Annotated in this window: 19 protein-coding genes; 14 read left to right on the top strand and 5 right to left on the bottom strand. The window is 60.9% G+C overall.

Features of this window, described 5'->3' with window-relative positions; all coding sequences use genetic code 11:
* Positions 1–13: 13 nt before the first annotated feature.
* On the bottom strand, positions 14–1,876 hold the full coding sequence (locus RE428_RS18695) for a histidine kinase (RefSeq protein ID WP_051079776.1): 1,863 nt from the start codon (positions 1,874–1,876) through the stop codon (positions 14–16).
* Positions 1,877–2,139: 263 nt separating this feature from the next.
* Here RE428_RS18695 and RE428_RS18700 point away from each other — a divergent pair, with 263 nt between their 5' ends.
* The 11 genes from RE428_RS18700 (at position 2,140) to RE428_RS18750 (ending at position 14,858) form a co-directional block, all read left to right on the top strand.
* Positions 2,140–3,423, top strand: coding sequence for an MFS transporter (locus RE428_RS18700; RefSeq protein ID WP_004580659.1), 1,284 nt, complete (start codon positions 2,140–2,142; stop codon positions 3,421–3,423).
* Between the two features lie 89 nt (positions 3,424–3,512).
* A complete protein-coding gene (locus tag RE428_RS18705; protein WP_004580658.1) occupies positions 3,513–7,262 on the top strand; it encodes a nitrate reductase subunit alpha in 3,750 nt (1,249 codons plus the stop codon).
* On the top strand, positions 7,259–8,818 hold the full coding sequence (narH, locus tag RE428_RS18710) for a nitrate reductase subunit beta (RefSeq protein WP_004580657.1): 1,560 nt from the start codon (positions 7,259–7,261) through the stop codon (positions 8,816–8,818). Before RE428_RS18705 ends, narH begins: the two co-directional genes overlap by 4 nt.
* 10 nt (positions 8,819–8,828) lie before the next feature.
* Complete coding sequence (gene narJ / locus RE428_RS18715) at positions 8,829–9,569, top strand: nitrate reductase molybdenum cofactor assembly chaperone (protein WP_004580656.1); 741 nt, start codon at positions 8,829–8,831, stop codon at positions 9,567–9,569.
* A gap of 17 nt (positions 9,570–9,586) precedes the next feature.
* Positions 9,587–10,264, top strand: coding sequence for a respiratory nitrate reductase subunit gamma (narI, locus tag RE428_RS18720; protein ID WP_004580655.1), 678 nt, complete (start codon positions 9,587–9,589; stop codon positions 10,262–10,264).
* Between the two features lie 57 nt (positions 10,265–10,321).
* Positions 10,322–11,131 carry a peptidylprolyl isomerase gene (locus RE428_RS18725; protein WP_004580654.1) on the top strand — a complete coding sequence of 270 codons (810 nt, stop codon included), beginning with the start codon at positions 10,322–10,324 and terminating at the stop codon, positions 11,129–11,131.
* 350 nt (positions 11,132–11,481) lie between these two features.
* Complete coding sequence (gene moaB / locus RE428_RS18730; protein WP_004580653.1) at positions 11,482–12,045, top strand: molybdenum cofactor biosynthesis protein B; 564 nt, start codon at positions 11,482–11,484, stop codon at positions 12,043–12,045.
* On the top strand, positions 12,045–13,307 hold the full coding sequence (locus RE428_RS18735; RefSeq protein ID WP_004580652.1) for a molybdopterin molybdotransferase MoeA: 1,263 nt from the start codon (positions 12,045–12,047) through the stop codon (positions 13,305–13,307). Before moaB ends, RE428_RS18735 begins: the two co-directional genes overlap by 1 nt.
* A complete protein-coding gene (locus tag RE428_RS18740) occupies positions 13,273–14,022 on the top strand; it encodes a Crp/Fnr family transcriptional regulator (RefSeq protein WP_004580651.1) in 750 nt (249 codons plus the stop codon). Before RE428_RS18735 ends, RE428_RS18740 begins: the two co-directional genes overlap by 35 nt.
* A 25-nt stretch (positions 14,023–14,047) precedes the next feature.
* Positions 14,048–14,464, top strand: a complete 417-nt coding sequence (locus tag RE428_RS18745; protein WP_004580650.1) for a putative zinc-binding protein — start codon at positions 14,048–14,050, stop codon at positions 14,462–14,464.
* On the top strand, positions 14,457–14,858 hold the full coding sequence (locus RE428_RS18750) for a hypothetical protein (protein WP_004580649.1): 402 nt from the start codon (positions 14,457–14,459) through the stop codon (positions 14,856–14,858). Before RE428_RS18745 ends, RE428_RS18750 begins: the two co-directional genes overlap by 8 nt.
* Before the next feature lie 450 nt (positions 14,859–15,308).
* Here RE428_RS18750 and moaA read toward each other — a convergent pair whose 3' ends face one another.
* The 4 genes from moaA to ytfE all read right to left on the bottom strand — a co-directional run bounded on the left by moaA (position 15,309) and on the right by ytfE (position 19,713).
* Complete coding sequence (moaA, locus tag RE428_RS18755; RefSeq protein ID WP_004580648.1) at positions 15,309–16,310, bottom strand: GTP 3',8-cyclase MoaA; 1,002 nt, start codon at positions 16,308–16,310, stop codon at positions 15,309–15,311.
* A gap of 9 nt (positions 16,311–16,319) precedes the next feature.
* Positions 16,320–16,577, bottom strand: a complete 258-nt coding sequence (locus RE428_RS18760) for a MoaD/ThiS family protein (protein WP_004580647.1) — start codon at positions 16,575–16,577, stop codon at positions 16,320–16,322.
* 177 nt (positions 16,578–16,754) lie between these two features.
* Positions 16,755–19,037, bottom strand: a complete 2,283-nt coding sequence (locus RE428_RS18765; RefSeq protein ID WP_004580646.1) for a nitric-oxide reductase large subunit — start codon at positions 19,035–19,037, stop codon at positions 16,755–16,757.
* A complete protein-coding gene (ytfE, locus tag RE428_RS18770) occupies positions 19,030–19,713 on the bottom strand; it encodes an iron-sulfur cluster repair protein YtfE (RefSeq protein ID WP_004580645.1) in 684 nt (227 codons plus the stop codon). The genes RE428_RS18765 and ytfE overlap by 8 nt, the downstream gene beginning before the upstream one ends.
* A gap of 316 nt (positions 19,714–20,029) precedes the next feature.
* Here ytfE and RE428_RS18775 point away from each other — a divergent pair, with 316 nt between their 5' ends.
* Genes RE428_RS18775 through RE428_RS18785 form a run of 3 tightly spaced genes read left to right on the top strand, consistent with a single transcriptional unit; the run spans position 20,030 to position 21,123 of the window.
* Positions 20,030–20,245: a hypothetical protein gene (locus RE428_RS18775; RefSeq protein ID WP_004580644.1), complete on the top strand. Its 216-nt coding sequence runs from the start codon at positions 20,030–20,032 to the stop codon at positions 20,243–20,245.
* 23 nt (positions 20,246–20,268) lie between these two features.
* Positions 20,269–20,655: a YbaN family protein gene (locus RE428_RS18780; protein WP_227500201.1), complete on the top strand. Its 387-nt coding sequence runs from the start codon at positions 20,269–20,271 to the stop codon at positions 20,653–20,655.
* A 30-nt stretch (positions 20,656–20,685) separates the two neighbouring features.
* Positions 20,686–21,123: an Rrf2 family transcriptional regulator gene (locus RE428_RS18785; RefSeq protein ID WP_004580642.1), complete on the top strand. Its 438-nt coding sequence runs from the start codon at positions 20,686–20,688 to the stop codon at positions 21,121–21,123.
* Positions 21,124–21,140 lie beyond the last annotated feature (17 nt).

A 21,140-nucleotide genomic window follows, 5' to 3' on the forward strand; every position in this document is an offset into this window, starting at 1 on the left:
TCTTGCGTGGGGGTCAACCCGCCGAGACCTCGCTGGATATCACATGGCGGCTCTTGGGCACGAAACTCAACATAATCTCCACGCCGCCCGTCGCCCGGTTACCCACCGTCAGCTTGCCGCCCAAGGTGCGGGCCCGATCCTGCATGATGATCATGCCATAGTGTTGTAGCGGCTGGTCGCCACCGGGCATACCCACACCATTGTCGAGAATTGCGACCCGTACCTGGGGCGAGCGAAAGTCCACACGGACGATCACTTCGGTGGCCTGGGCATGCTTCACCGCATTGGCCAGCGCCTCACGGATAATCTGCAGGATATGGATCTCCTCATTGGGAGAAAGAATCCGGGCAGGTAGTTCGTATTCCAGTTCTACCGGCGTGCCGAGTCTTTCGGCAAACTCACCCACGGTCTGCCGCACTGCGGTTGCCAGATCCGGCGTGTCGAGTTTAAGCCGGAACGTGGTCAGCAGTTCCCGCAGCTGGCGGTAGGCGCTGTTGAGGCCGGTACTCAGCTCATTCAGGATTTCGGCATGGAACGCGCTCTGCTCTCCCGCCACTTCAAGCCGGCTCAGGCGAGCCACCTGCATCTTCAGGTAGGTCAGTGACTGGGCGAGGGAGTCATGCAGTTCGCGGGCGATGACCGCTCGCTCCTCGGCCAGGGTCAGTTGCTGTTCTTCCGTAATCTGCCGTTCGAGGAAGATGGCTGTGGCCAATTGGTCGCACAGGGTTTCCAGCAGCCGCCGTGAGGATTCCGGCAGGTGTTCGTTTGCCGGGTACCAAACCTCGAGCGTACCCAGCAACTGGTTGCTGGTCCGGATTGGCAACAGCAGGCGCCGCCCGTCGTTGTCCTCGGAAGGGAGCGCGTCGTACTGCTCCGGCGCGACCAGGCAGGCGTTGCAATCATGATCCCGACAATAGAACGGGCGTTCCCGGGTAGCGGTCACGACTGCCTGGACCGGCTGGGGCGTGTTCTTGTCATGCAGGAACAGAAGGATCGGCCCCACGCCCAGCAGCTGCTCCAGCTCCTGCAACATGGGGATCGCGCCATTACAGAGGTCATGACTGGCAAACAGATTGCGGCTGGTACGGTGCAGCAACTCCAGGGCAGCGTTGCTGCGCTCGAGTTCCGCGGTCTTCTGCTGGGTCTCCGATTCCAGTTGCTCGTAACTGAGGCTGAGCTGACTGGTCATCTGGTCGAAGGCCTGCCCCAGCCGGGACAGCTCGTCGGCCCCGCCCAGATGGGCGCGTTGCGAGAAATCCTTACGCGCTACGGCGCCAGCGATATCCACCAGCCGTCCGAGCGGATCGAGTACCCGACGTTTGATGTCGACGAAAAGGAACAGGATGATCAGCACCGACAGCACGAGGCTGACCATCTGCACGATGTTCATGACCTGAACGCGCGCCTCGGCGCGCTCCTCCAACAGGGTGACCAGACGGTTGATCTGCGCGACGAACTGCTCGATCTGACTTCGCAGTCCCTGGTTCAGGGCTTGGTCAGGGGGCAACGCCAGGGCGGGTCGGATGTCGTTAGCCCAGTGATCGAGGATCAGCTGGTACTGCTGACGCAGGGGATGGGCGGAGTCCTCTGGCAGGGTGCGCGTCAGGTCCGGAGAACGCAGCCGATCGCCGAACTGCTCGATCACCTTCAGGCGCTCCGCCTCGGTATAGGCGGTCTGCGCCCGGCTGATTTCATACATATCGGACAGCAGCCCGAAGCTGTGCAAACGCAGCGAGCCGGCGACGTTGATGGCCGTGGCACTGCCCTGGATGCTGGTGGAAATGGTCAACGAGACCAGCATATTCGTCAGGGCGATCAGCGTGATGGCCCCGACGACCACGGTTATCCGGTGTACTAGAGAAGTCCTGGAAGCCATAACCTTCAGTTGGAATCCATGTTGGTGCTCATCATAACAATTGATGGACCGATGTCTGCACCCTGCAGAAACCGAGTAGCAAAACAATTCCAGCAGGCTTCGGGGGAATACCCTACTACCTCCAACTGGATAGAGGGATACCCAAGGAGGCGGTCCCCCGTAAAACCCTTTGCGCTCAACCACCCTGGCCACGAAAACTAGGCAGATACTTTTTGTGTCAACCTACAGTGGATGCCACAGGCCCGAGCCTGGGGCACAGCGCCATGCAAACCACGGAACTACGACAGGACAGTCTGCTGTCCCTGGCAACGATTCTGCCCCCCGCCTTTGCCGGATTTTTCGTGGCATTTGGCTGCTGGACCCTGTTCGCCGTTATTGGTGTCCATGTCCGTACCCAGTTGGGACTGACAGATATCCAGTTCGGGCTGTTGCTGGCCCTTCCCATTCTTTCCGGAGGCGTGATTGCCGTTCCCGCCGGGATTCTCGCACAGCGTTTCGGTGCCCGTAGTGTCATGCTGGGCTGTCTGGCCGGTCTGATACCTATTATGGCCCTGTTGAGCTGGGTCGAAAGCCTGTGGAGCTATTTTTTGGTGGCCTGTGGGCTGGGGCTCGCCGGCGGCACCTTCAGCTCGGGCCTCCAGTTTCTATCCAATCGTGCTCCGCCCCGCCACCGGGGACTGGCTCTCAGCCTCTTCACCGTCGGCATGCTCGGCGCCGGTTTCAACTATTACCTGGTATCGGTCGTTCACGAAGCCTATAGCTGGCGCGCGGCGCCAATGGCCTACCTGGTCCTGCTGGTGGTTGTGACGGCACTTTACGCGCTGCTGACCGAGCCCGATACGAGGCCAACGAATTATCACGGCCCTAACCGCAAGCCTGGCAATATAGGATTGCTCTATAACGCCGACGTGCTCCTGCTGTGCCTGTTGTTTGCCGTGACGGGGGGCGGCATCCTGGCCCTCGCCCTATGGCTGCCAGACTTCATCAGCGCCAGTTTCGATTTGCCGCTGAATCATGGCGCCCGCCTGGCAACCGGCTTCATAGCGCCTGCAGCGCTGTGCCAAGTGCTGGGAGGTTGGCTGGCTGACCGGTGTGGCGCCGTGCCGGTACTGCGCCGGGCGCTCATGGCCAGTCTCATTCCCGGTCTTCTGCTGTCCTACCCCACCATGTCGCTGGCGGTGGAAGGCAGTCGCGGATTGATCCACCTCCAGATTGCCCTGCCGCTAGCGGTTGAAATCGGTCTGATCGGTCTACTGGGCGTCACGCTCGGCATTGCCCTTGGCAGTTTGCTGCGTCTGCTGGTCGAGCTACAGCCGGAACGAACCGCCTTCTGTGCAGGACTGATGTTGCTGTCCGGTTGCCTGGCCGGTTTCCTGCTGCCGCTCCTGTTCGCCATGGCCAATCACTGGATCGGCATTCGTAGTGCCGCGTTCATGCTTCTTTTCGGCTTTTCCGCTGTGAGTCTATGGGCGCTCACCCTCCACTCCCGCAGGTATATTCGCCGCCGTTTGCTTAAGGGAGAGAAGCCCCTATCACCTTGGGGGTAGACCCCGGCTATGTCGGGGTAACCACGCAGATTCCATGGTTTTTCCTGTTCACAATGAGCGTCGTGCAATAACGATCTCGGAGAGAGACCATGAGTCATTTGATCGACAAACTGAGTTACTTCAAGAAGAAGCGTGAGCCCTTCGCCAATGGCCATGGTGAGACTCATGCCGTCAACCGCGATGCCGAAGACGGCTACCGCGGCCGCTGGCAATACGACAAGGTGGTCCGCTCCACCCACGGCGTGAACTGCACCGGCTCGTGCAGCTGGAAAATCTACGTCAAGAACGGCCTGGTCACCTGGGAAACCCAGCAGACCGACTACCCCCGCACCCGTCCGGACCTGCCCAACCACGAGCCCCGCGGCTGCCCGCGCGGCGCCAGCTATTCCTGGTACATGTACAGCGCCAACCGCCTGAAGTACCCCCTGGCCCGCAAGCACCTGCTCAAGCTCTGGCGTGAGGCCAAGGCCAAACGCAGCGATCCGGTGGAGGCCTGGACCTCCATCGTCGAGGACCCGGCCAAGACCGCCGAATACAAGACCCGCCGTGGCATGGGGGGCTTCGTCCGCTCCAGCTGGGAAGAGCTCAATGAGCTGATCGGCGCAGCCAATGTGTACACCGCCAAGACCTATGGCCCCGACCGCGTGATCGGCTTCTCGCCGATTCCAGCCATGTCCATGGTGTCCTACGCCTCCGGCGCGCGCTATCTCTCCATGATCGGTGGCGTCTGCCTGAGCTTCTACGACTGGTACTGTGACCTTCCGCCGGCCTCGCCGCAGACCTGGGGCGAGCAGACGGACGTGCCCGAGTCCGCCGACTGGTACAACAGCGGCTACATCATCGCCTGGGGCTCGAACGTCCCCCAGACCCGGACCCCGGATGCCCACTTCTTCACCGAGGTGCGCTACAAGGGCACCAAGACCGTGGCCATCACGCCGGACTACGCCGAGGTGGCCAAACTCTCCGATGAATGGATCAACCCCAAGCAGGGCACTGATGCAGCCCTGGGCCTGGCCATGGGTCATGTCATCCTGAAGGAATTCCACGTCGACAACCCCAGTCCCTACTTCACCGACTACGTGCGCCGCTACACCGATATGCCGCACCTGGTCATGCTGGAACCCCGCGAGGACGGCCGCTTCGTGCCGGGCCGGTTCCTGCGCGCCAGCGACCTGGTAGACGGCCTGGGCGAGAGCAACAACCCCGAGTGGAAAACCATCGCCGTCAATGAAAACGATGACAGCCTGACCGCGCCGAACGGCTCGATCGGCTACCGCTGGGGCGAGAAAGGCAAGTGGAACCTGAAGCAGAACGCCGGCAGCGAACAGGCCGACGTAACACTGCGCCTGTCCCTCAAGGACGCCCATGACGAGGTGGTCAAAGTCGCCTTCCCCTACTTCGGCGGCATCCAGCACGAGCACTTCAAGCACGTGGAACTGCGCGACACCCTGACCCATAGCCTGGGTGCGCGGAAGATCATCCTGGCTAACGGTCAGGAGGCGCTGGCGGTAACGGTCTATGACCTGATGATCGCCAATTACGGCATCGACCGGGGTCTGGGCGAAGACGATGGCGCCACCACCTATGATGACAATGCCCCCTACACCCCCGCCTGGCAGGAAACCATCACCGGCGTCCCGCGGGACAAGGTGATCCGCATCGCCCGCGAATTCGCCGACAATGCCAACAAGACCCGCGGTCGTTCCATGATCATCGTCGGTGCCGGTATGAACCACTGGTACCACATGGACATGAACTACCGCAGCCTGATCAACATGCTGATCCTCTGTGGCTGTGTCGGTCAGAGTGGCGGTGGCTGGGCCCACTATGTCGGCCAGGAAAAACTGCGTCCGCAGACCGGATGGCAGCCGCTGGCGTTCGGCCTGGACTGGCAGCGCCCGCCACGCCACATGAACGGTACCTCCTTCTTCTACGCCCACTCCGGCCAGTGGCGTTACGAGAAGCTGGGCGTGGACGAGATCCTCTCGCCGCTGGCAGACAAGTCGAAGTTCACCGGCAGCCTGATCGACTATAACGTGCGGGCCGAGCGCATGGGCTGGCTGCCCTCCGCCCCCCAGCTCAACCGCAACCCGCTAACCATAGCCGCGGAAGCTGAAAAGGCAGGCCTCGACGTGGCCGACTACGTGACCCAGTCCCTGAAGGACGGCTCCCTGGCATTTGCCAGCGAAGACCCGGAGGCGCCGGCCAACCATCCGCGCAACATGTTTATCTGGCGCTCTAACCTGCTGGGTTCCTCCGGCAAGGGCCACGAATACATGCTCAAGTACCTGCTGGGCACCAAGAACGGCCTGCAGGGCAAGGACCTGGGCGAGACCGGTGGCGTCAAGCCGCAGGAAGTGAAATGGCATGACGAGGCCCGCGAGGGCAAGCTCGACCTGCTGGTGACCCTGGACTTCCGCATGTCCACCACCTGCCTGTATTCGGACGTCGTTCTACCCACCGCCACCTGGTACGAGAAGGACGACCTGAACACGTCCGACATGCACCCGTTCATCCACCCGCTGACGGCGGCGACCGATCCCGCCTGGGAAGCGCGCAGTGACTGGGAGATCTACAAGGGCATCGCCCGCGCCTTCTCCAAGGCGGCGGTCGGACATCTGGGCGTTGAGAAGGACGTGGTCACCCTGCCGCTGCAGCACGACGCACCGGCAGAGCTGGGCCAGCCGTTCGAGGTGAAGGACTGGAAGAAGGGCGAGTGCGAGCTGATTCCGGGTAAGACCGCGCCCAACTTCATCACCGTAAAGCGCGATTATCCCAATACCTATGCCCGTTTCACTTCCCTCGGCCCGCTGATGGAAAAGATCGGCAATGGCGGCAAGGGCATCAGCTGGAACACCGAGAAGGAAGTCAACTTCTTGCGCCAGTTGAACTACCAGCACATCGAGGGCCCCAACGCCGGCCAGCCGAAGATCGAAAGCGCGATCGACGCGGCAGAGGTGATCCTCACCCTGGCTCCGGAAACCAATGGTCAGGTCGCGGTAAAGGCCTGGCAGGCGCTGTCCGACATTACCGGTCTGGACCACACCCACCTCGCAACCAACAAGGAGGAGGAGAAGATCCGCTTCCGCGATGTGGTGGCCCAGCCGCGCAAGATCATCTCCAGCCCGACCTGGTCGGGGCTCGAGGATGAGCATGTGTCCTACAACGCCGGCTACACCAACGTCCACGAGCTGATCCCCTGGCGCACCCTGACCGGCCGCCAGCAGTTCTACCAGGATCATGAGTGGATGCGTGCGTTCGGCGAGAGCCTGCTGGTCTACCGGCCGCCGATCGACACCAAGGCTTCCGGCCCGATGCTAGGCGTCAAGCCCAACGGCTTCAGGGAGAAGGCGCTGAACTGGATCACCCCGCACCAGAAGTGGGGCATTCACAGCACCTACAGCGAAAACCTGCTGATGCAGACCCTCTCCCGCGGTGGGCCGATCGTGTGGATGAGCGAAGACGACGCCCGCGAACTGGGTATCGAGGACAACGACTGGATCGAATTGTTCAACCTCAACGGCGCCATTACGGCCCGTGCGGTGGTGAGTCAACGGGTCATGCCCGGCCTGGTGATGATGTACCACGCCCAGGAGCGCCTGGTGAGCATCCCCGGTTCGGAAATCACCGGCACCCGCGGCGGCATTCATAATTCGGTCACCCGCGTGTGCCCGAAACCGACCCACATGATCGGCGGCTACGCGCAGTATTCATACGGGTTCAACTACTACGGCACGGTCGGTTCCAACCGGGACGAGTTTGTCGTGGTGCGCAAGATGAAGAACGTCGACTGGCTCGACGGCGAAGGCCAGGACGAAGTACAGGAGGCCGCCAAATGAAAATCAGATCCCAAGTAGGCATGGTGCTCAACCTGGACAAGTGCATCGGTTGCCACACCTGCTCGGTCACCTGCAAGAACGTCTGGACCAGTCGCGAAGGCATGGAATACGCCTGGTTCAATAACGTCGAGACCAAGCCCGGCATCGGCTACCCCAAGGAGTGGGAGAACCAGGACAAGTGGAAAGGCGGCTGGCTTCGTGACAGCAACGGCAAGATCCGCCCGCGTATCGGCGGTCGCTTTCGGGTACTGGCGAACATCTTCGCCAACCCGGACCTGCCGGAAATCGAGGACTACTACGAGCCGTTCGACTTCGACTACCAGCACCTGCACACCGCCGGTGACAGCAAGCACCAGCCGATCGCCCGGCCCAAGTCGGCGATCTCCGGCAAGCGCATGAAGAAGGTCGAATGGGGTCCCAACTGGGAGGAAATCCTGGGGACCGAGTTCGCCAAGCGACGCAAGGACAAGAACTTCGACCAGATCCAGGCGGATATCTACGGCCAGTTCGAAAGCACCTTCATGATGTACCTGCCGCGCCTGTGCGAACACTGCCTCAACCCGGCGTGCGTGGCCTCTTGCCCCAGCGGCGCGATCTACAAGCGCGAGGAAGATGGCATCGTGCTGATCGACCAGGACAAGTGCCGCGGCTGGCGGATGTGCGTGTCCGGCTGCCCGTACAAGAAGATCTACTTCAACTGGAAGACCGGCAAATCCGAGAAGTGTATCTTCTGCTACCCGCGCATTGAAGTGGGCCTGCCCACCGTGTGTTCGGAAACCTGTGTCGGCCGCATCCGCTACCTCGGTGTATTGCTCTACGACGCCGACCGTATCGAAGAGGTCGCCAGCGCGCCGGGCGAACAGGACCTGTACGAGAAGCAACTGGAGATATTCCTCGATCCGTTCGATCCCCAGGTGATCGAACAGGCCCGCAAGGCTGGCGTTGCCGATAGCGTGATCAAGGCCGCCCAGGAATCCCCGGTCTACAAGATGGCGGTGGACTGGAAGCTGGCCCTGCCGCTGCACCCGGAATACCGCACCCTGCCGATGGTCTGGTATGTGCCGCCCCTGAGCCCGATCCAGTCCGCCGCCGAGGCGGGCAAGATCGAGTTCGAAGGCGTGCTGCCCAAGATCGAGAGCCTGCGCATCCCGGTCAAGTACCTGGCCAACCTGCTCACCGCCGGCGACGAGAAGCCGGTGCTACGGGCGCTCAAGCGGATTCTGGCGATGCGCTACTACAAGCGGGCTGAAACCGTAGACGGTGTCGAGGACCTGTCACCCCTGGAAGAAGTCGGTCTCAGCAAGGCCCAGGCCGAAGAGATGTACCGCTACCTGGCCATCGCCAACTACGAGGACCGCTTCGTCATCCCGACCACACACATGGAACTGGCGAAAGAAGCCTTCCCCGAGCGTGGTGGCTGCGGCTTCAGCTTCGGCGACGGCTGCACTGGCGGCGACAGCGAATTCAGCCTGTTCGGTGGCCGCAAGCAGACCACCAGCATGGTGCAGAAGCTCAGCACCGTGAAGCAGGTCGACCCGAAACAATTGCAGGACTGAGGAGATCACCATGCAAACCCTACGTGTAATCGCCCGCCTGCTGGAATACCCCACGGCGGAACTGCAGGCGGCCAAGGACGACCTGGTAGCTGCGGTGCTGGCGGACGACCGCCTGCCATCTAGCCAGAAACATGCCCTGCTGACCTGCGTCGAGCGGCTCTGTGTCGGCAACCTGATGGACCTGCAGGAAAACTACGTGTCCCTGTTCGAACGCGGTCGCTCCCTCTCGCTGCTGCTGTTCGAGCACGTGCACGGCGAATCCCGGGATCGTGGCCAGGCGATGGTGGACCTGATGAACCACTACGCCGAGGCCGGCCTTGAGCTGGACGTGCGGGAATTGCCCGACCACCTGCCGCTGTTCCTGGAGTACCTTTCCACCCGCGAGTGGCAGGAAATCCGGACCTGGCTGGAGGACATCCACCACATCCTGGGTCTGTTGGCCGAGCGCCTGCACCAGCGGGAAAGCATTTATCAGTTGCCCTTCGAGGCCCTGCTGACGCTGGCCGGACAGGCACCCGACCGCCAGGAACTGGCCACGGTCGTCGCCGCCGAGGAGCGGGACGATACGCCGGAGGCCCTGGACAAGGTATGGGAAGAGGAAATGGTCAAGTTCCTCGACGACCAGGGGGAGTCATGCGGCAACAGCGGCTTCGTCGGCCAGCGCCGGCACGAGCTTGACCAGGTCCAACGCGTCCACCTCAGTGACGAACTGATGCAGGACGCCATGAAACAGCAGATTGGCGGCGCCTGAGGCACAGGAGAACAACCATGGACTACTTGAATACACTGCTCTTCGGGATCTACCCGTACGTTGCCCTGACGGTGTTCGTCATCGGCAGTTGGGTGCGCTACGACATGGGCCAGTTCACCTGGAAGGCCGGTTCCAGCCAGATGCTGGGGCGCGGCAAGATGCGCCTGGCCAGCAACCTGTTCCACGTCGGTATCCTGGTGATCTTCTTCGGTCACCTGGTGGGCTTGCTAACACCGCACTGGGTCTATGAACCGTTCATGAGCCCCGGCACCAAGCAGGTGATGGCGATCACGGTTGGTGGCATCGCCGGTATCGCCTGCCTGATTGGCGCCGCCATGCTCACCTATCGCCGGCTGACCCAACCGCGGGTACGTGCGACCGGTAGCTTTGCCGACCTGCTGATCATTGTCATCCTGCTGGTACAGGTTGCGTTGGGCCTGCTGACGATCCTGCCGACCCTGGGCCACCTGGATGGGAGCACCATGCTGCTGTTCTCCTCCTGGGCGCAATCGATCATGACCTTCCAGGGCGGCGCGGCGGAGTATCTCGCCGGGGTCCACTGGATCTACAAGACCCATATCTTCCTGGGGCTGACGATCTTTGTGCTGTTCCCGTTCACCCGTCTGGTGCATATGTTCAGCCTGCCGCTGGAGTATGTCGGCCGCCGCTACCAGGTGGTTCGCCGCCGGGTCTAGAAGCCGTCCCTGTCTATCGTTAAACGCGGGAGCCCGTGCTCCCGCCTGGAGTTTTCCATGCAGATGATCGAAACCGTCGACGTCTCCAACCCGAAAGAACGCCGCTTCCCGCCGGTACGTGTGGGTATCCAGCAGATCGATGAAGATCAAATCGCCGCCGAGATGCAATACCACACAGCCGAGAAACTCGAGGATGCATGGCACGAAGCCGCCCGCAGCCTGGTCATCCGTGAACTGCTGCTGCGCAAGGCCGATACCTTTGGCATCAGCGACGAACTGGATGAGGAAGCCCGCATCGCAGCCGTCATCGACGAGGCTATCGACGTGCCCGAACCGGATGAAGCCAACTGCCGGCGCTTCTTCGAGGCCAACCCGGACCAGTTCCGCACACCGACCTTATTGGCGGTCAGTCATATCCTGCTGGCAGCGGCGCCGGACGATGTCATCGCTCGTACTGAACAGGAAGATACCGGCAAACTGCTGATCGCCAAGCTCGCGGATGGCCAGGCGGACTTTGCCCAATTGGCTCATGCTTACTCGGCATGCGAGTCCCGCAAACAGGGCGGACAACTGGGCCAGATCGCCAAGGGTCAGACGGTGGACGAATTCGAACGTGTGGTATGGCGTCTGCCGGAAGGACTGCACCCGCAGCTGGTGGAGAGCCGCTACGGCTACCATATCGTGCGCGTCGACCGGCGCATGGAGGGCCAGCCTCTGGGATTCGATCAGGCCAAGCCGACCATTCGCCAGTACCTGCTGGAGAAAGTCACCCGGCGCTGGTTGCGCCAGTACGTGCAGGTTTTGGCTCTGGAGTTTGGTGTGGAAGGTGTGGATCTGGAGCTACCGGATTCGCCGCTGATGCAGTAGCCCGTATGTTCGGGGTTAGCAGACTCCCAGCTCCAAAGACCTACCAAGACTGTCACCTCGTGCTGGAAGCGAGTACTCCTCCATGCCTTCGCCGCTATAAAGGGCCATCCCTGCCCTTCCTCCGGCAAGGAGGGCTACTCGCTTCTATCCGTCGGCTGCGTTAACGCAACGGGGCGAGAAGCACGCGGAATACGCTCGCACGTATTCCACAAACGCCCAACTCTCCTTGATCGATATCGGTAATACCCCTTCACAACCACCGATCTACCCCCTCTGGGGGAGCGATCCAACAAGCTGCCACCATTACCATTGAATCCAGTAAAAACCTGAATTTCCGGGAGGATTCAACGATGGCCCACGCCTCAGCCGACGCCCCTTTCCAGCCGCTCGATATCGCTGTCCTGACAGTGTCCGATACCCGTTCCCTGGACAACGACCAGTCCGGCGACACACTGCAGCAGCGGCTCACCGATGCCGGCCATAACCTGAGCGAACGACTGCTGGTCAGGGACGACATCTACGAAATCCGGGCGGTGGTTTCACAATGGATTGCCAACCACGATGTACCGGTCGTCCTGGTCACCGGCGGCACCGGTTTTTCAAGCCGTGACAGCACGCCCGAGGCCCTGCTGCCTCTATTCGACAAGACCGTCGAAGGCTATGGCGAACTGTTCCGCCACCTCTCATTTGCGAGCATCGGCACCTCGACAATCCAGTCCCGCGCCGTGGCCGGCCTGGCCAACCATACCCTGATTTGCGCGATGCCCGGCGCGCCGCGTGCCTGTGCCCTGGCATGGGACGAAATCATCGGCCCGCAGTTGGACATCCGCCACCGGCCGTGCAATTTCGTCGACCAGCTACGCCGTCAGCCGCGCACCCCGTGTACCTCCCGCTCTCTTTCCGGAGCTGCGTGATGACCGAGTGCATCTGCGACCTGGAACGTCCGGGCAATTACAGCCAGAAAGCCAAGGCGCTGCTGCCCGTAGCCACGGCCCAGGCAACGCTGAGCGAGATCGCCAGGATCAGGGTCGGCCGCGAGCAACGCAGGCTGGAAGACTGCCAGGGCAGAATCCTGGCCACAGACCTCCATGCGGTGCAGACCGTTCCTCCACACGACAACAGCGCGATGGACGGCTACGGTGTGAGCCTGGCCGATTTGCCGGAGCATCGCACCCTCGCGGTATCCCAGCGCGTGCCAGCCGGCACCGTACCCTTGCCACTCGTCGAAGGGACGGCGGTCCGGATCTTTACCGGCGCACCCATCCCCGCCGGCGTCGATGCCGTCATTCCGCAGGAGCAGGTGACGGTTCTTGGCGACCAACATATCCAACTGCACATCACGCCGGTACGTGGGCAGAACATCCGCCGTGCCGGGGAAGATATTCATATCGGCGAAGCCTTGCTGGAAGCCGGAACCCGACTTGAGGCCGCCGAGATTGGCCTGCTGGCGAGCCAGGGGATTGAGGCGGTAGAGGTTTACGCGCAGCTGCGCGTGGCCGTGCTCACTACAGGTAACGAGCTGGTGGCGCCCGGCCAGGCACTGGCACCCGGCCAGATCTACAACAGCAACGCCTTTACCCTGCGGGCTGCCCTTGAACGCCTGGGGTGCCGAGTGACGCAGGTCGACGTGGTTGAAGACAGCTTCGACGCCACCCGGGACGGCCTGGCCCGGGCAGCGGCAGACCACGACCTGGTCATTACCACCGGTGGCGTCTCCGTCGGTGACGAGGACCATGTGCGTCCGGCTGTGCAGGCGCTCGGATCACTCAAGATCTGGGGGATCGCCATGAAACCCGGTAAGCCCTTTGCCTTCGGCCAGATTGGTGAAACCCCGTTCCTTGGCCTGCCAGGGAACCCCATGGCAGCGCTGGTGACCTTCGAAGTGCTGGCAAGCGATTACATTCGCCGCCTGATGGGTGCCCGCGTGCAACCAGTTATTCCCACGCCGATACCCGCCGGCTTCAACCAGACCAGGACCAACCCGCGACAGGAATACTTGCGTGTCGTGCTGGATATGAGATCCGGTGAACCACGTGCGGTCCTCGCCGGATCACAGAGTTCCGGCGTGCTGTCGGTTGCCAGTCGCGCCGACGGCTACCTGATTATTCCCCCGCATCAGACGATTATGGAGGGCGCACTTTATGGCTTTGTCCACCGTGACCAGTTCTACCGCTGAGATTGCCCTGCGTGCCGAGGCCCTGGCCGTCAACGATGCCGATGACGCCCTGGACGCCCTTCGCGGGCACCCGCTTTTCAGGCAGTTGAGCAACGGCGATTTTGACGATCTCGTCTTGCGTATCCGTCGCATCGATCTGCAGCACCACCAGTTGCTCTATCGCCAGGACACCGATGCCCAGCATTTCTACTTCGTGGTATCTGGTCGGCTGCGCCTGTATCGGCTCGACTATTCCGGTTTCGAGCGGACCCTCGATAGCCTGGGTGCGGGCGACTGCTTCGCCGAAGTAATGATCTACGCGGATCCGGCCCGTTACGCCTGCTACGCCGAATCCCTCAAGCGTAGCGTGGTGCTAAGCATTCCGATCCAGGCCTACCGGGCACTGATCAAGGCCCGTCCGGATTACGCCGAAACTGCCCTGGCCCACTACGCCGCCCGGGCAGTCTCACGCTTCCACGACCTGGAGATCATGACCGTACAGAGCGCCCGGGAGCGCCTGATCCGCTACCTGCTGGATCTGCTCCCGGATGGCGCGGAACAGGATGGCGAGATTGAACTGCCGCTGCCCAAGTGTCTCATTGCTTCGCGCCTGGCCATGCAGCCGGAGACCTTTTCGCGCCAACTCAACGAACTCAAGAGCAATGGCCTGCTGCGTGTCAGTGGAAGTCGGCTGGTTATTCCGGACGCCCAACGCCTGATGCAGCTCAGCCAGTAAGTACACGCAGATTTCGGGAGGACCGATGCCTACCGCAAGCGAACCCCGCAGGAACCGACCACTGATCTACGCCTGCTCGGGCTGCTCCGATGTCGCCCAACTGGCTAACGACGCTGCGGTGCGCCTCGATCACGCCGGTGATTTCGAAATGTCCTGCATCTCAGGCGTTGGCGGTACGGTCAAGCCACTGGTGAAGACGGCCCGTTCGGGCCGGGCGATCACCGTCATCGATGGCTGCCCCCTGCACTGTGCCAACGCCTGTCTCGAGAACGTCGGGGTACAGCCAGAGCGCCATATTCGACTTTACGAGTACGGCTTCAAGAAACATTACGGCCAGAGCTATGGCGAAGACGCCGTCGATGAGGTCTGCCAGTTGGTCCTGACCGGCAGCCTGAGCGAAGACGCCAGCCGAGTTACCAATGAGAGAACGATCAATGATTGAAAGCTACCGCGACCTGATCGAGGCCGCCGATACCCAATCCGAGCCTCAGCGCTTCCTGTTCGTATTCTGCCGGGCCGAATTGCCCGAAGACGCCTCGCCAGAGGAACAAAGCCGGTTTGGCCGTGGCGAAGGGGGAGCCCTGAGCCCGATCATTTGCGTCGACAAGCCACTGCAGGAGGTTCGTCAGTTTGAATCGCTGGTGGAGGAATCCCGAGCCACCGGTCAGGACTGGGATGTGGTCTTCGTTGCAGCGATGTCCGGCCGCGGCGGCCAGGCGCCGACCACCGATGAGGCCCAGCAACCGCTGACCATGATGGTGGAGACGATTCGGTTGGGAAATGTGGGGAATTACCTGGCGTTCTCGCGGGGTGGGGAGCTATTAGCAATCGGCTGAACGGAGCCTGCCGGCGGTCAGGCGCCTTCGGCGCCTCAGAAGCTGAGGCTTCTGCTACACGCTCGAGTTATCTGGCAAATGTAGCCGACGCTTTAGCTTCGGAGCAGCCGTCAGGCTGCTGGATACCAACGACCAGGCTCAGCGGTACTTCATCTTCAGTCCTTCGTTACTTAGGCACCTCCGGCGCCTCAGAAGCTGAAGCTTCTGCTACACGCTCGAGTTACTTGGTGAATGTAGCCGACGCTTCAGCTTCGGAGCAGCCGCCAGGCTGCCGGATACCAACGACCAGGCTCAGCGGTACTTCATCTTCAGTCCTTCGTTACTTAGGCACCTCTGGCGCCTCAGAAGCTAAAGCTTCTGCTACACACTCGAGTTATCTGGCAAATGTAGCCGACGCTTTAGCTTCGGAGCAGCCGCCAGGCTGCCTGACATAGCCACACCACACGCATCTCACCCACCCGTCATATTCATGAACCGCAGAATCTGGACATCCCCTTCATTACTGAAGTGGTGCCGCTCCGGCTTGAGTTCCATCGCTTTCACAATCGTCTCCCGCAACTTGCCATCACCTTGGGGATACCCTCTCAGCACGCGCCGCAGGTCCACTGAGTGCTCGTTGCCCAGGCAGAGTAGCAAGCGCCCTTCGACGGTGACGCGCACGCGGTTGCAGGTGGCACAGAAATTATGGGAGTGCGGCGAAATGAAGCCGATACGTACCGGGCTGTCCTTCATGCGGAAATAGCGGGCAGGACCACCGCTGTCATCGGTGGTTGGGAAAAGCTCGTGGTAGCGGGCAATCCGGGAACGCACCTCGTCGCTACTGCACAGACTCTCGCCCCGGTCATGCTCGGTAATGTCACCCAGGGGCATTTCCTCGATAAAACTGATATCCACCTGCTTGCGACGGGCAAATTCCACGAGGTCAAGGATCTCGTCGTCGTTACGCCCCTTCATGATCACGGCATTGAGCTTGATACCACGAAATCCCGCCTCGCGGGCGGCGTCAATGCCTGCCAGCACGCGCGTGAGTTGACCGGTTCGGGTGATCTGATGGAAGCGTTCGTGGTCCAGGGTGTCCAGGCTGATATTCAGCCGATGCAAGCCTGCCTTGCGTAACGGCTCAGCCAGCTTGGGCAACTGGTTGCCATTCGTGGTCATAGCGAAGTCGCGCAGGCCGAGGCCTCCGATCTCACCGACCAGCTCAAGGATGTCCTTGCGTACCAGGGGTTCGCCCCCGGTCAGGCGGATTTTCTCCGTGCCCAGACTCTGGAAGGTCCGGGCCAGCCGCGCGATTTCCTCCAGGGTCAGGACCTGCTGCCGCGGCAGGAACGTCATATCCTCTGCCATGCAGTACACACAGCGGAAGTCACAACGGTCTGTGACCGACAGGCGCACGTAGTTGATGGTTCGGCCGAAACGGTCCCTTAGAGGCTCAATTGTCTTAGCGGACATGGACTCCCCTTACCCACCGGTTACCGGCGGGAAAAGCGCCAGCTCGTCCCCCGGCACAACGTGGTGGCCTTCGCGCACCATGGTCTGGTTTACGGCCGTCATCAGCCGGACCCCCTCAAGGGATACGGCCAGCGAGGGCCGCGTGCGCAGGTCGACGAGAATGTCCGAAAGGGCAAGGCCTTCGGCGGGAACATCGTAGTCCAGCGTTTCGATACCGGACAGTTCCCGCAACTGGGCAAACAGGCGAACAGTAATGGAATGGTTCATAGTCAGTCGGCAATCAAAGTGTGAGCAGGCAAAGTGGGAATAGCCTTATTGTTGCAGTGATACCGCCGGTGACCGATACCTCCCTCGGGGTAACCCGGCGGTTCATTGGTAGGTGCGCGCGCCTCCAAAAAAACCGGGAGCAGTGGCTCCCGGCAAACGGACGGTATGATGTCCAAACTATTTGGCGACAGCCGCAGACTCCGTTTCGGGCAGGACCGGCTGCGCGGAATCGCCCCACAACCCCTTGACCACCTGCCAGCCAACCGCTGCAGCACCGACGATAAAGACTACATCGCCAAAGGTCCTGACCCAGCGCAGGGTCTGCAGGATCTCGCTTTGCATGAAGCCTTCGCTTCGGGCATACCAGAGCCCCTGGTCCGCGCTGGCTGCGAACTGGATCAGCCCGACCGGCAACAGGCTGGTGAACAGCATCAGTACCAGTCCGCCGTTAAGCCACCAGAAGCCCACTTTCATCAGTCGCTCGTCGAAACGGATACCCGGACGGATATAGCGCAGGATCAGCAGCGTAAAGCCCAGGGCAAGGAAGCCGTAAACTCCGAACAGCGCCGCATGGGCATGGGTCGGTGTAGTATTGAGACCCTGGATGTAATACAAGGCGATCGGCGGGTTGATCATGAAGCCGAACACCCCGGCACCCAGCATGTTCCAGAAGGCCACCGCGACGAAAAACATCAGCGGCCAGCGCACGTTCTCCATCCACGGCGCACGGAACTTCAGGCGCCAGTTTTCCCAGGCTTCGTAGCCCAGCACCACCAGCGGTACCACTTCCAGCGCGCTGAAGGTTGCCCCGACCGCCATTACCGGCGTGGTGGTTCCCGCGAAGTAGAGATGGTGGAAGGTACCCGGTACGCCGCCCAGCATGAACAAAGACGCCGATGCCAGGCTCGCCGCCGTCGCGACGGTGCGGGATACGAGGCCCATGCTGCAGAATATGAAGGCCAGTGCGGTGGTCGCAAACACTTCGAAGAAACCTTCCACCCACAGGTGGACGATCCACCAGCGCCAGTACTCCATGATGGACAGCGGTGTACGTTCGCCGTAGAAGAAACCAGCACCATAGAACAGACCGATTGCCACTACCGAGGCCGTCAGCAGCGCCAGCAGGTGCTTGTCGCCGGGCTTTCTCAGTGCCGGAACGATGCCGCGGAGCATTAGCACCAACCAGAAAGCAATACCGGTGAATTTGCCGATCTGCCAGAGACGGCCAAGGTCCACGAACTCGTAGCCCTGATGCCCCAGCCAGAAGTTCCACTCTGCCGGCATGATCTGGGCGATGGCCAGATAGTTACCGACAAAGGAGCCGACCACGACAACCACCAGCGCCCAGAAAAGCACGTCGACGCCAAGTTTCTGCAATTTCGGATCCTTGCCGCCGTTGATGATGGGCGCAAGGAACAGGCCCGCAGCCAGGAAACCGGTCGCGATCCAGAACAGGGCCGCCTGGATGTGCCATGTGCGCACCAGTGAGTATGGAAACCACTCAGAGACGTTGATGCCGTAGAAGCCCTGTCCCTCGACCGTGTAGTGCGCGGTAAACCCGCCAAGCAATACCTGGAACCCGAACAAGGCAACCACCAGGAACAGGTACTTGCCCAGCGCTTTCTGCGAGGGGGTCAGTACAAACGTAGTCAGTGGATCCTTCACCGGTGCATCCGGCTCCTCTTCCTCCTTGCCGCGCAGGAAAGCCCACGCCCACACCAATCCACCGACGCCAGCGATCAGCAGCACCACACTGATGACTGACCACATGATGTTCTCACCCGTCGGCACGTTATCGATCAGCGGTTCGTGGGGCCAGTTGTTGGTGTAGGTCGCGTCGCCGCCGGGGCGCTCAGTGGCAGCGGCCCAAGCCGTCCAGAAGAAGAACTGGGTCATGAGCTCGCGCCGTTCTGCGCTGGGAAGGGTGTTCTCCTTCATGGCGTAGTTTTCGCGGGTGGACCGCAGTTCCGGATCGGCGCTGAATAAGCGGCTGTAGTAATCGGCGGTGTCGCGAATCGCGGCCACACGACGCTCGGACAGCGTGAGCGTGTCGGTGGCGGCATCGTAGGTATTGGTGCGGTAAGCCTCTTTCAGTTCATATTGCAGGGCATTCTGCTCCGAACCGGTCAGGCTGTCGTAGGGTGCGCCATAGGTATCCTGTGCCGCCAGTTCGAGCCAGGTGACCAGCTCCCGGTGCAGCCAGTCTGCGGTCCAATCCGGCGCCTGGTAGGCACCGTGCCCCCAGATCGAGCCCAGCTGCATACCGCCAACGGACTGCCAGGCCGTTTGGCCGTCGAGGATGCTGTCCTCGGTCATCAGCTGTTCGCCGGACGTGCTGACCACACGGTCTGGAATGGGCGGCGCCGAGCGGTAAACCTCCGCGCCGAAATAGCCAAGCATGGCGAAGGTCACCGCCAGAACGGCAATCAGGATAAACCAGAGTCTGCGATAGCTAGTCATTGCGCATACCCCCGAGCCTGCCATCGATACGGTGGAAGAGAACATTGTTCTCCAGGTGAATGTGCTCCATCAGGTCCTGGCGTATGGTTTCCAGACCTGCATATAGGGCGCGCCAGGTATTGCAGGCGCCGTCAGGCAGTGTCAACTCACCGGTCAGGGCAAGAACGGTGTCGAGGGCGTCGCCGTGATCATCGTGGTCCTGGCGCATCACCATCACGGGTGCGGTTGCCATCCCGGCCATACCCCGGGCGATCATCGGGAACAGGATCTGCTCCTCCTTGGCCATGTGATCTTCCAGCTCCTGCTGCATATGTTCCAGATGGGCTCCCAGACCAGCGGGGCAGGCAGGATGACCACCGTGCACACGCTCCACCCGCTGCGCCAGACGAATCAGTTCCGGCAATTGCTGCCGATGCACGTCGTGATAGCGGGTCAGGATGTGTTCGATCAGTTCCGGGTTATCGAGCTGCCCGGTCTGTTGATGGTCCATTGGGTCGGGATTGAGCCCCTCCAGCGCGCCAACCAACTCAGCAATATCCAGCCCGCGCTTGGCCGCCGCCTCGGCCAGGGGCTTGTTGCCTCCGCAGCAAAAGTCGAGCTTTAGCTTGTGAAACAGGGCTGTAGCCCCGGGGATATCCCGGGCAAGCTGCCCAACGGTTTGTTCTTGCAGGTTCACGGTCTTACTCCTTCTGTCGCTCTCAAAACCTGTCACGGTCAGGATCCGCCGCTTTCCGCGATCGCCTCTCGACCACAAACATTTATTTAAATTACATCTTTAAAATTGTAAAAGTAAATACAGGACATGAATTTTATTTCGTCAGCACTGTGAACGCTTCACAGAAGCTTGCTGGAAACGTGCTTATAGCGCCATACACCCTATGGGGTAGCAGCGATCCAGCATAGGTGTATTCACCCAGCGGCGGGACTTGCAAAGCCATCACGGCAAACCTATATTTAAAATGTATTTTAAAAGAATGTTTCTGGAGAGGTTTATGGAAAAGGTACTCGGGTTTGCCAATACGGCCTTACTGGTGGCCGTCCTCGCGCTGATCTCGACAGTATTAGTGACCTATCCCTTTGCCGAACATCTGAGCATGTCGGCACAGATCGCGGCCCATATCGGCACACTACTCTTCGCCACGCTGGTCAAGTTGTCCTACATCCTGCGGCTGATTTCCCTGAAAGCCCTGGGCAGACCCGTGCACTAATTACCGTTAGACTGGAGGTATCCATGCAAGGCGACCCAATAGGACTCATGAGCCCCGGTTTGATCGGATACCGTATTCTTGCCTACACCAGCCTGGGCCTGGCGATTGCCGGCATCGTGCTGCCGCTGCTTCCCACCACGCCCTTCGTGCTGCTGGCTGCCTGGTCGGCTGGGCGCAGCTCGCCGGAATTTCATCGCTGGCTGCACAACCACCGTACTTTCGGTCCAATCATAGAGAACTGGAAGACGCGTCGCGCCGTACCTATGCGGGCCAAGTGGCTGGCCTGCGCGATGCTGCTGTTGAGTTGGGGTATGCTGTTCGCTTCCGGCGCCTCGATATGGCTGCTGGCAGGATTGGCCGTATTCTTCTGCGGCCTGCTGGTCTTCCTGTTCACCCGGCCTTCTCGCTGAGCTGGTCGTTGTTTTTGCTGGAGTTATTGCATGCACATCACCCGATATACTGACTATTCCCTTCGGGTATTGATCTATCTCGCCCTCCAACAGGATCGCCTGGCCACCATCCAGGAAATCGCCGATAGCTACGATATCTCCAAGAACCATCTGATGAAGGTGGTCCATCAATTGACGCTGAAAGGCTATATCGAAAGCATCCGGGGCAAGAATGGCGGCCTGCGCCTGCATCGCAGGCCGGATGACATCAACATCGGTGTACTGGTACGGGAGACCGAGCAGGACCTGAACCTGGTGGAATGTTTCTCGTCGAAGAACAAGTGTTGCATCACACCGGTGTGCGGGTTGAAGAACATCCTGGCGGAAGCATTGATGGCCTTCCTGGAGACCCTCGACCAGTACACGTTGGCTGACGTTCTTCCGGATCGGCAGAAACCCCAGCTGCTACGGCTATTGCAGATCGCCTGATGAAGGCCGGCGTCATA

The organism is Marinobacter nanhaiticus D15-8W (assembly GCF_036511935.1).
GTDB classification, from domain to species: Bacteria; Pseudomonadota; Gammaproteobacteria; order Pseudomonadales; family Oleiphilaceae; genus Marinobacter_A; species Marinobacter_A nanhaiticus.

Coding starts and splice junctions, on each gene's coding strand:
- moaA (WP_004580648.1), bottom strand. CDS start 16,310: ATGTCCGCTAAGACAATTGAGCCTCTAAGGGACCGTTTCGGCCGAACC.
- RE428_RS18780 (WP_227500201.1), top strand. CDS start 20,269: ATGCAAGGCGACCCAATAGGACTCATGAGCCCCGGTTTGATCGGATAC.
- RE428_RS18695 (WP_051079776.1), bottom strand. CDS start 1,876: ATGGCTTCCAGGACTTCTCTAGTACACCGGATAACCGTGGTCGTCGGG.
- narJ (WP_004580656.1), top strand. CDS start 8,829: ATGCAAACCCTACGTGTAATCGCCCGCCTGCTGGAATACCCCACGGCG.
- RE428_RS18750 (WP_004580649.1), top strand. CDS start 14,457: ATGATTGAAAGCTACCGCGACCTGATCGAGGCCGCCGATACCCAATCC.
- narH (WP_004580657.1), top strand. CDS start 7,259: ATGAAAATCAGATCCCAAGTAGGCATGGTGCTCAACCTGGACAAGTGC.
- RE428_RS18745 (WP_004580650.1), top strand. CDS start 14,048: ATGCCTACCGCAAGCGAACCCCGCAGGAACCGACCACTGATCTACGCC.
- RE428_RS18725 (WP_004580654.1), top strand. CDS start 10,322: ATGCAGATGATCGAAACCGTCGACGTCTCCAACCCGAAAGAACGCCGC.
- RE428_RS18775 (WP_004580644.1), top strand. CDS start 20,030: ATGGAAAAGGTACTCGGGTTTGCCAATACGGCCTTACTGGTGGCCGTC.
- RE428_RS18765 (WP_004580646.1), bottom strand. CDS start 19,037: ATGACTAGCTATCGCAGACTCTGGTTTATCCTGATTGCCGTTCTGGCG.
- moaB (WP_004580653.1), top strand. CDS start 11,482: ATGGCCCACGCCTCAGCCGACGCCCCTTTCCAGCCGCTCGATATCGCT.
- RE428_RS18740 (WP_004580651.1), top strand. CDS start 13,273: ATGGCTTTGTCCACCGTGACCAGTTCTACCGCTGAGATTGCCCTGCGT.
- RE428_RS18785 (WP_004580642.1), top strand. CDS start 20,686: ATGCACATCACCCGATATACTGACTATTCCCTTCGGGTATTGATCTAT.
- narI (WP_004580655.1), top strand. CDS start 9,587: ATGGACTACTTGAATACACTGCTCTTCGGGATCTACCCGTACGTTGCC.
- RE428_RS18705 (WP_004580658.1), top strand. CDS start 3,513: ATGAGTCATTTGATCGACAAACTGAGTTACTTCAAGAAGAAGCGTGAG.
- RE428_RS18700 (WP_004580659.1), top strand. CDS start 2,140: ATGCAAACCACGGAACTACGACAGGACAGTCTGCTGTCCCTGGCAACG.
- RE428_RS18760 (WP_004580647.1), bottom strand. CDS start 16,577: ATGAACCATTCCATTACTGTTCGCCTGTTTGCCCAGTTGCGGGAACTG.
- RE428_RS18735 (WP_004580652.1), top strand. CDS start 12,045: ATGACCGAGTGCATCTGCGACCTGGAACGTCCGGGCAATTACAGCCAG.